The sequence below is a fragment of the Fulvivirga sp. genome (assembly GCF_040220315.1).
GTDB lineage: Bacteria > Bacteroidota > Bacteroidia > Cytophagales > Cyclobacteriaceae > Fulvivirga.
In genome coordinates this window covers 1-7,928 of record NZ_JAVJUY010000398.1, presented here as the reverse complement: position 1 = coordinate 7,928, position 7,928 = coordinate 1, and the positions used below count along the sequence as shown (strand labels likewise).

Annotated in this window: 5 protein-coding genes; 4 read left to right on the top strand and 1 reads right to left on the bottom strand. The window is 38.4% G+C overall.

Features of this window, described 5'->3' with window-relative positions; translation table 11 throughout:
* The 4 genes from prmA to RLO81_RS20485 all read left to right on the top strand — a co-directional run.
* The coding region (gene prmA / locus RLO81_RS20500) for a 50S ribosomal protein L11 methyltransferase (protein ID WP_350116371.1) at nucleotides 1–529 on the top strand (529 nt) is incomplete at its 5' end.
* A 100-nt stretch (nucleotides 530–629) separates the two neighbouring features.
* Nucleotides 630–5,498: a hypothetical protein gene (locus RLO81_RS20495; RefSeq protein WP_350116369.1), complete on the top strand. Its 4,869-nt coding sequence runs from the start codon at nucleotides 630–632 to the stop codon at nucleotides 5,496–5,498.
* A gap of 51 nt (nucleotides 5,499–5,549) precedes the next feature.
* Nucleotides 5,550–6,200 (top strand): glycerol-3-phosphate 1-O-acyltransferase PlsY, encoded by a 651-nt coding sequence (plsY, locus tag RLO81_RS20490; protein WP_350116367.1) that lies wholly within the window; start codon nucleotides 5,550–5,552, stop codon nucleotides 6,198–6,200.
* A 44-nt stretch (nucleotides 6,201–6,244) separates the two neighbouring features.
* Nucleotides 6,245–7,294 carry a mechanosensitive ion channel family protein gene (locus RLO81_RS20485; protein ID WP_350116365.1) on the top strand — a complete coding sequence of 350 codons (1,050 nt, stop codon included), beginning with the start codon at nucleotides 6,245–6,247 and terminating at the stop codon, nucleotides 7,292–7,294.
* A 4-nt stretch (nucleotides 7,295–7,298) separates the two neighbouring features.
* Here RLO81_RS20485 and RLO81_RS20480 read toward each other — a convergent pair.
* On the bottom strand, nucleotides 7,299–7,928 hold a 630-nt coding region (locus RLO81_RS20480), incomplete at its 5' end, for a M20/M25/M40 family metallo-hydrolase (protein WP_350116363.1).

The window sequence follows — 7,928 nt, the reverse complement described above, 5'->3', positions numbered from 1 at the left end:
ACCCGAGCCCGGCTTTAAATACGATTTGGTAATCAACCCCAGAATGTCATTTGGCACAGGGCACCATGCCACCACATATTTAATGCTCAAGCATCAGTTAGAAACAGACCATAAGGGTAAAAGAGTGTTAGATGCCGGTTGTGGCACTGCAATTTTAGCGGTGATGGCTGAAAAATTAGGAGCTACCGAGGTGCTGGCATACGACAATAACAGCTGGAGTACGGAAAATGCCCCTGAAAATATAGAACTCAACAATTGTAAAAATGTTGAAATCCAGGAAGGAACTATTGATACCATAAAAATAGAAGGTGAGTATGATCTTATATTGGCCAATATCAATAAAAATGTCCTGCTCGATGAAATGGACAAATATTACGATCGCCTTTCCAGTGGTGGTAAAATAATATTCAGCGGTTTCTATACTCCAGATAATGAAGATATTACTAAGAGGGCAACTGATTTGGGTCTGAAGTTTGTAAAAGGGAGCGATAGAAAAGATTGGTCTTCGCTGATATTTCAAAAAAATTAAAGCCAAACAATCAATTTAATCTGGCTATCGTTTAAATAAAAGCCTATCCAATAGTTGTAAATTGGTTTATTCGCTTTTATTTGAGAATTTCAAGCATAATATGTTCACAAGGGTATCTTCCATAATCATCATTTTGCTGATCGCTTGCTTTCAGGCGGTTGGGCAAAAAAAGGTCTTACCTGATGATCCCGCCATATTTGCTGATTCGTTAAGCACTTTACTCAATGAAACCAGGGCAAATTCAGCAATGGAAGTAGGTGATAATTTTGCATTAAGCTGGTCTCAGTTAGGCCTTGACCAGCAGCAAAAGATTATTGCCCAGATGAAGTCACTGGAGGATAAGGGCATGAAATTGCGCCCTTATCTACAAGCATATTGTGCTGTAATTACCAATGCAGTCCAAATTGAAGGTGCCGATGCCACCAAAATCACCGAATATCTCAACACTGCAGAGAAAGTAATAGCCAATTCTGACAAAGACCAAACACTAAAGTTCCTCAACTTCTCCGCATCATTTTTCAAAAACAAAGCGCTTCATTTCGAGCGTTCCAATAAGTTGTTCACACAAGATGCCAATTACTATTTTGAATATGTAGAAGAGCCTGTGTATGAAGAGCCTGCAGAAGAAGGTTCAACAGACGATGAATGGTTTGATGACATGGATCAAGACCCGGAAGAAGATGATTGGGACACAGAGTGGAATAACGATTATAACGATGATTATTATGAGGATTATGATAATTATGATGACACCTACTATGAAGATGATTATGAGGAGCAATCGTACGAAGAAGAGTCATTTGATGATCCTGTAGCTATGTTGCCTATGCCCGCCATTGAAGGCGCGATTATAAAGTTTGAAAGTGTTAACCTCAATTTTGTAACACCTTACGATTCAGTATTTATTCAAAACACTAAAGGTGATTACCTCATTCTCTCCAACACATTTGTGGGTGATGGAGGCAAATTCGATTGGTCAATGGCCGGCTTACCAGCCGATAGTGTGTACGCAAACCTATCAAAATACAGTTTTGATGTAAATCACCCAACATTTAAAGCGGAAGAAACTAAGCTTAATTATGTTGGAAAAATCTCAGACCCGATAGGTGGTGTGTTTGAATACAAAAGTGTTCAGCATGACACAACCACCGATGCTCGTTATCCCAGGTTTATGTCGTATCAAAGTAATATAAGACTTAAAAATTTGGGCCCGGGTTTCATTTATAAAGGTGGGTTTGCTTTAGATGGAGCGAAAATGAAAAGTGCATCAGTGGTTGGGGAATACTCACAAATTGAAGTGCAGGATAAAAGTGCCAAGAAGTATCGGGCAAGAGCCAAGGTGTTCGAATTTCAGGATTCGATTATCACCACAGAAAGGGCTTCGCTGGTTATCTACCAAGGTAATGACTCAATTTATCACCCTGCTGTGCGGCTAAAGTATGATATTAAGAATCAAAACTTAACAGTACAAAAAGATAAGGGAGGGTTTAGAAATACACCTTTTACGTCTACATTCTTTAACCTTGACTTTACTGCTGATATTTTAAGGTGGGATTTGAAATCGGATAGTTTAGATGCGTCTATTTTACAGGCAAGGAATATTGTGCCGGCCTATTTTGAGTCAGCAGATCATTTTAATGAAGAAGATTTTAGCTCTCTGGGTGATCGTGTATATACGTTCAACCCTCTTACCATCGTAGTGAATTATTCGAGCAAGCAGGGGCTCGATGAATTTTATGTGGAAGAGCTTGCTAAGTATTATAAGAAAGACAAGCAGAAAGTGAGAGGCGCGATGATTGGCCTGGCACAGAAAGGGTTGATTGGTTTTAATACACAAACCAATCTTATTACTATGAAACAGAAGGCACGCCATCTTTATACCTCAAAGTTTCGAGACAAAGACTATGATAACATCATTCTGGCGTCAGTAACCAGTGCTAAGCCAAATGCTACACTCAATTTTAGCAAGAGGGAGATGACAGTACGCGGGGTAGAGGTTTTTAAGTTGAGTGATTCGCTTAATGTAATTATACAGCCCGATAGCAGCGAAATAACCTTTTTAAAGGATAGGGATTTCACCTTCAATGGAAAAGTTTCGGCTGGTAATTTCGAGTACATAGGCAGGGATTTTACGTTTAAATATGATTCATTTTTAATCTATCTCAATGAAATTGATTCCATAAGGTTTTATGTAAGGGATGAAAATAGCAGAGGCGGAAATGGTCGCAGGAAAGTAGACAATTCTTTGGTTGGGGCGGATTCAATTTCTTCGGACGGAACACTTACGAATAATCTTCAAGGCTCATCAGGTACTTTATTTATTAATAGGCCCAATAACAAGTCAGCAAAAGTTAAACTGCCAAACTATCCTAAATTCGATTCAGAAAAGGGCGGTGTGGTGTACTTTGATCGAAAACAGATACTTGGGGGTGTATATGATAAATCCATGTATTTTCTAGTACCTCCTTTTGATTTAGATAGCTTAGGTGGTGCAGATGCTTCGGCAATTGCCTTCGAAGGTACTTTTATCTCTAGTGGCATGTTTCCGACATTTAGCGAAAAACTTACTATCCAAAAAGACTTCTCCTTAGGCTTTAATCATGACGTTCCAGAAGATGGGTACCAGCTTTATGAGGGTGAAGGAAAATTCTATAACAACTTAACATTGAATAAGAATGGAATAAGAGGTAATGGTAAAATAGATTTTTTAACCACAAGCTTAGAGTCTGAAGACTTTGTGTTTTATCCTGATTCTGTTACAGGTTCGGGTAACTATTTCGAGATTAGAGAGGAGGAATATGGAGGAATAATTTTTCCTCAGGCATCTATTAATAACTACAAAATGCATTGGCTCCCTAAAAAGGATAGCATGTACATCAACAGTGTAGACGAACCTTTTCAATTTTATAATCAAACTGCTTCACTTGACGGCACAACAGTAGTAAGTGGCGGTGGCGTATTTGGGTCTGGTTTATTATCTACGAGAGGTTCTGAGTCGAAATCAAAAGAAATTACGCTTGAACACGATAGTTTCTTATCGCGACATACACAGTTTGAGCTTAAATCTGACAACCCTGAAAAACCGGCCCTCTATGGAGATGATGTTAGAGTTAATTTCGATTTGAATGATAACTATGCATTGATTAGCCCAGAAATTGAAGGTGAGGCGGCAATTCAGTTTCCATATGCCCAGTTTAATACCTCTATCACTGAGGCACGATGGGATTTAAATGCACAAAAGATTACAATGAAAAAACCTGAGAATGTGCCCCTCGAAAACTCTTATTTTTATACAACGCGCGAAGATCTTGACTCACTTGCATTTATGGCAACTGAGGCAGATTATGACATTAACACATTGGAACTAAAGGTAAGTGGTATCCCGTATATAATCGTTGCTGACGCCAAGATAACACCGGAGAATAATGAGGTACTTATACTGGAAAATGCTAAAATTGGACAATTATTGAACACTACGATCATATTAGACACACTCAATGGTTATCACCGATTAACGGAAGGAGTAATTAATATTAAATCTCGTAATGAATTCAGTGGTTTTGCTACGTATCAGTTTATTAATAGCGAGAATGATACTATACCGATAAAAATGGAAAATTTCCGCTTGGAACAAATTCCTAATCCCAACGCGCGAAAAAACGAGCCTCAATTTACGACTCATACTGTCGCAAATGGATCCGTAACCGAAGGTCAAAATCTGTTAGTATCACCCGGCATGTTTTTTAAGGGTGATATGATATTATACGCCCACCAGCCTGCAATGGAATTGAATGGTTATGTAAAATTGGATATGGAAGAGCCAGGTTATAATACCTGGATTAAATATGCAAGTAGTGCAGATCAGGAAGAAGTAGTGATAGATTTTGATAATTCGACTACTGAGGAGGGCAGAAAGTTGGAAGCAGGAATACATTTTTCATCAGGTGATAATAGCTTATATAATACATTTATTCAAGAAAAATTCAGCCCGGATGACGATGATTTTTTCTTACCATCAGGGCACTTATTTTATGATAAGGTTAAAAGGGAGTTTGTAATTGAAGATACAGCCAAAGCATCAGGGTCTAAATTAGCCGGACAGATCTACAGATATAATCACAGGTCAGCCCGCCTTCAATACGAAGGAAAAGCTTCTTTTATACCCTATAATAAAGACTTTGAAGTACTTTCTACCATCATTGGTTCGGCCAACTTAAATGATCAAGAGTTCAATCTTAATGCTCTATTGTCAATCAATATGGTGCCTGTTCCTACGCAGGTATTTGATCAAATGGCTTACGATTTCCTAGATATTATCAATAATCTTGGGGCGCCTGAAGGGTTAGGGGATCCAACACAGCTTCTTTATAAGCTAGCCGATTTGGCAGGTGAACGGGCTGCAAAAGAATACGAAACCAGATCTTTGCAGGGCTATACTCCATTGGCGGGGTTTACCAAAGAAACTTCGGCATCTGTTGTGCTAGCCAATGTAGATTTAAAGTGGTCTATTGATTATAAGGCATTTTACAGCGAGGGTAAACTTGGTCTTTCCAATTTAGGAAGAGCTGATATTAATGGGGCCTTTGACGGGTTTCTTGAAATAAAGCGGATGGATGATGGGGTGCCAGTACTAAACATGTTCATTAAAGCATCGCCAGACTCGTGGTATTTCTTTAGTTATGAGGATACTCGCCTTCTTATTTACTCTTCTAACAACGCGGTAAATGAATTGGTTAGCAAAAAAAGCAATGGCGGTAAAGCCAAAATCGGTGAGCTTGTATTTGCGCCTGCAGATAAGGCAGAAACATTAAATTTCATTAATAGATTTAGGCTTCAATATTTCGGCATTGATGAAATCTATGAGCTTGATTCAGAAATTGAAGAGGAACAAGAAGATCTTCCAGATGATGGTTTTGGTGGCACAAAGGAGGAAGAAGTGGAAGAGGAAGATGATGACGAAGGATTTTAGCCAATTGCCCTATTTTTAGTAAATTTGCAGGCCATCAATATATACTACTGAATGATTATTGCCCCATTAGTTATTGCCGCTATTCTCGCCTATTTACTAGGTTCAATTCCTACTGCTGTTTGGTTAGGCCGCTCAATGTATGGTATCGATGTAAGAGAGCATGGTAGTGGTAATTCGGGTGCGACCAATACTTTTAGAGTGCTGGGTAAACGTGCTGGTATTATTGTTATGCTGGCTGATATTATCAAAGGGATGGTGGCGACCTCTGTAGCAATTCTATTATTTAACCTGAATTTTATCGAAGAACAAAATCTGGTAACGGCAAAGTTAATCTTAGGTGTAATCGCTGTAACGGGTCATATATTCTCGGCTTTCTTGAATTTTAAAGGGGGCAAAGGAGTGGCCACATTGTTAGGTATGATGGTTGCGATACATTATGAAGTTGCGCTTCTGTGCATAGTTGTATTCATTATTACACTTTTGGTATCTAAGTATGTTTCTTTAGCTTCTATTATAAGTGCATTAGCATTTCCTACATTTTTATTGTTCATCCCTCGATTCAAAACCAATGAGCCACTTTTAATAATTTTCGGATTTTTCCTATTTATTGTTATTGTCTGGACACACAACAAAAACATTAAAAGAATAGCGGATGGCGAAGAAAATAAGACCTATTTGATAAAGAGCCAGAAAAAGGACTAGCTCCTGTTTTTTCATTTCAATCCTACTTTAAGTAATTTTCATCAATGAGTTGGAACGAGCTTATTCAATTATCTTATTTTCGAGTGGCGATAGTCAGTATTATTGCACTTATCGGTGCAGTTATTATCCGCTGGATATTTTTTAAGGTTATTAATCGCTATGCCGCAAATGACGATTTAGTTTTTGTTCAGGCTTTGAGCAAACGACTCAACAACTCCATTTTCCTTTTTATTCCTTTTGTAGCGCTTCGCATTGTTCTGGATGTCGAGTATCCTGGTCAATTAGGTTGGCTAAAGAGTATCGTTGAAATATTAGTGGTAGTGAGTATTACGATACTAATCATAAAACTCATTTATGTGATTCAGGACGTTCTTTTTGAGCAATTTGATATGAATAAAGATGACAATATCAAAGAAAGGAAAGCCTTAACACAGATTATTTTTATTCGAAAACTGGTAATTGTAGTAGTTGCAGTAATTGCTATTGCTATAATATTATTAAGCTTTGATAGTGTTAGAAAATATGGAGCAACCATTCTTACCTCGGCAGGGGTAGCCGGTATTATTGTGGGTTTTGCCGCTCAAAAAACACTATCAAATTTACTGGCTGGTATTCAAATTGCATTTACTCAACCCATAAGAATTGACGATGCGGTAGTAGTAGAAGATGAGTGGGGCTGGATAGAAGAAATCAATTTAACTTATGTGGTGGTAAGGATATGGGATTTAAGACGACTTGTGTTACCTATTACCTATTTTACGGATACTCCTTTTCAGAATTGGACTAAAAGCTCTTCACAGATTTTAGGGGCAGTAATTTTGTATCTTGATTACAACACTCCTATTAATAAGCTAAGGGAGGAATTTGACCAAATTCTAAATAGAAGTGAGCACTGGGATAAAGACAAGAAGTCTTTGCAGGTAACAGATGCAAGTGAAAAAACCATTAAGGTTCGTATGTTAGCAACAGCCAGAAATTCACCTGAAGCCTGGGATTTGCGTTGTTTTATTAGGGAAGAAATGGTCAAGTACATACAAAAAAATCACCCTGAAAGTCTTCCAACCTTCAGGGCGAATATTAATGACAAGAACTAGCCTGTTATTTTTCTCTGATAGCTCTAAACTCTGAACCTTCTCTGTATTTCGGGTATGTAGCCTCATTGGCCAACTTATACCCAACTTCGAAATACACCTGTGCATCAAGCACAACACCTTCCAGGTTCAGGCTATCGTTGTACTCATCTGAAGGTTTATGATAGTGGTTTTTGGTATATGAGGCATATTGCTCTTCACCCCATTCTTTGCCATTCGCATCACTGTCAGATGCGCCTTTTCCATATAATGCAGGTATTCCAATCTTAGCAAAGTTGAAATGGTCCGAACGGAAAAATGAACCTGCTTCAGGATGAGGATCTGGCGTAATGTATCTGCCTTGATTTTTAACTGCAGCCTCAGCATAATCTTCTAACTCCGACTGGCCATATCCAATAACAGAAAAATCATTTACTCTACCAATCGGCCTAATTGCATCTACATTTATGTTAGCAGCAGTCTTGTTCGGATCGTATATTGGATTAGCTGAATAATGTTCAGAGCCTAATAAGCCCTGTTCTTCTGCCGTTACTGCCAGGAATACAACTGAACGCTGAGTTCCTGTATTTAATTTAGTAAATGCCTCGGCCACCTCAATTATGGCAGCAACACCCGTTCCGTTATCTACAGCTCCATT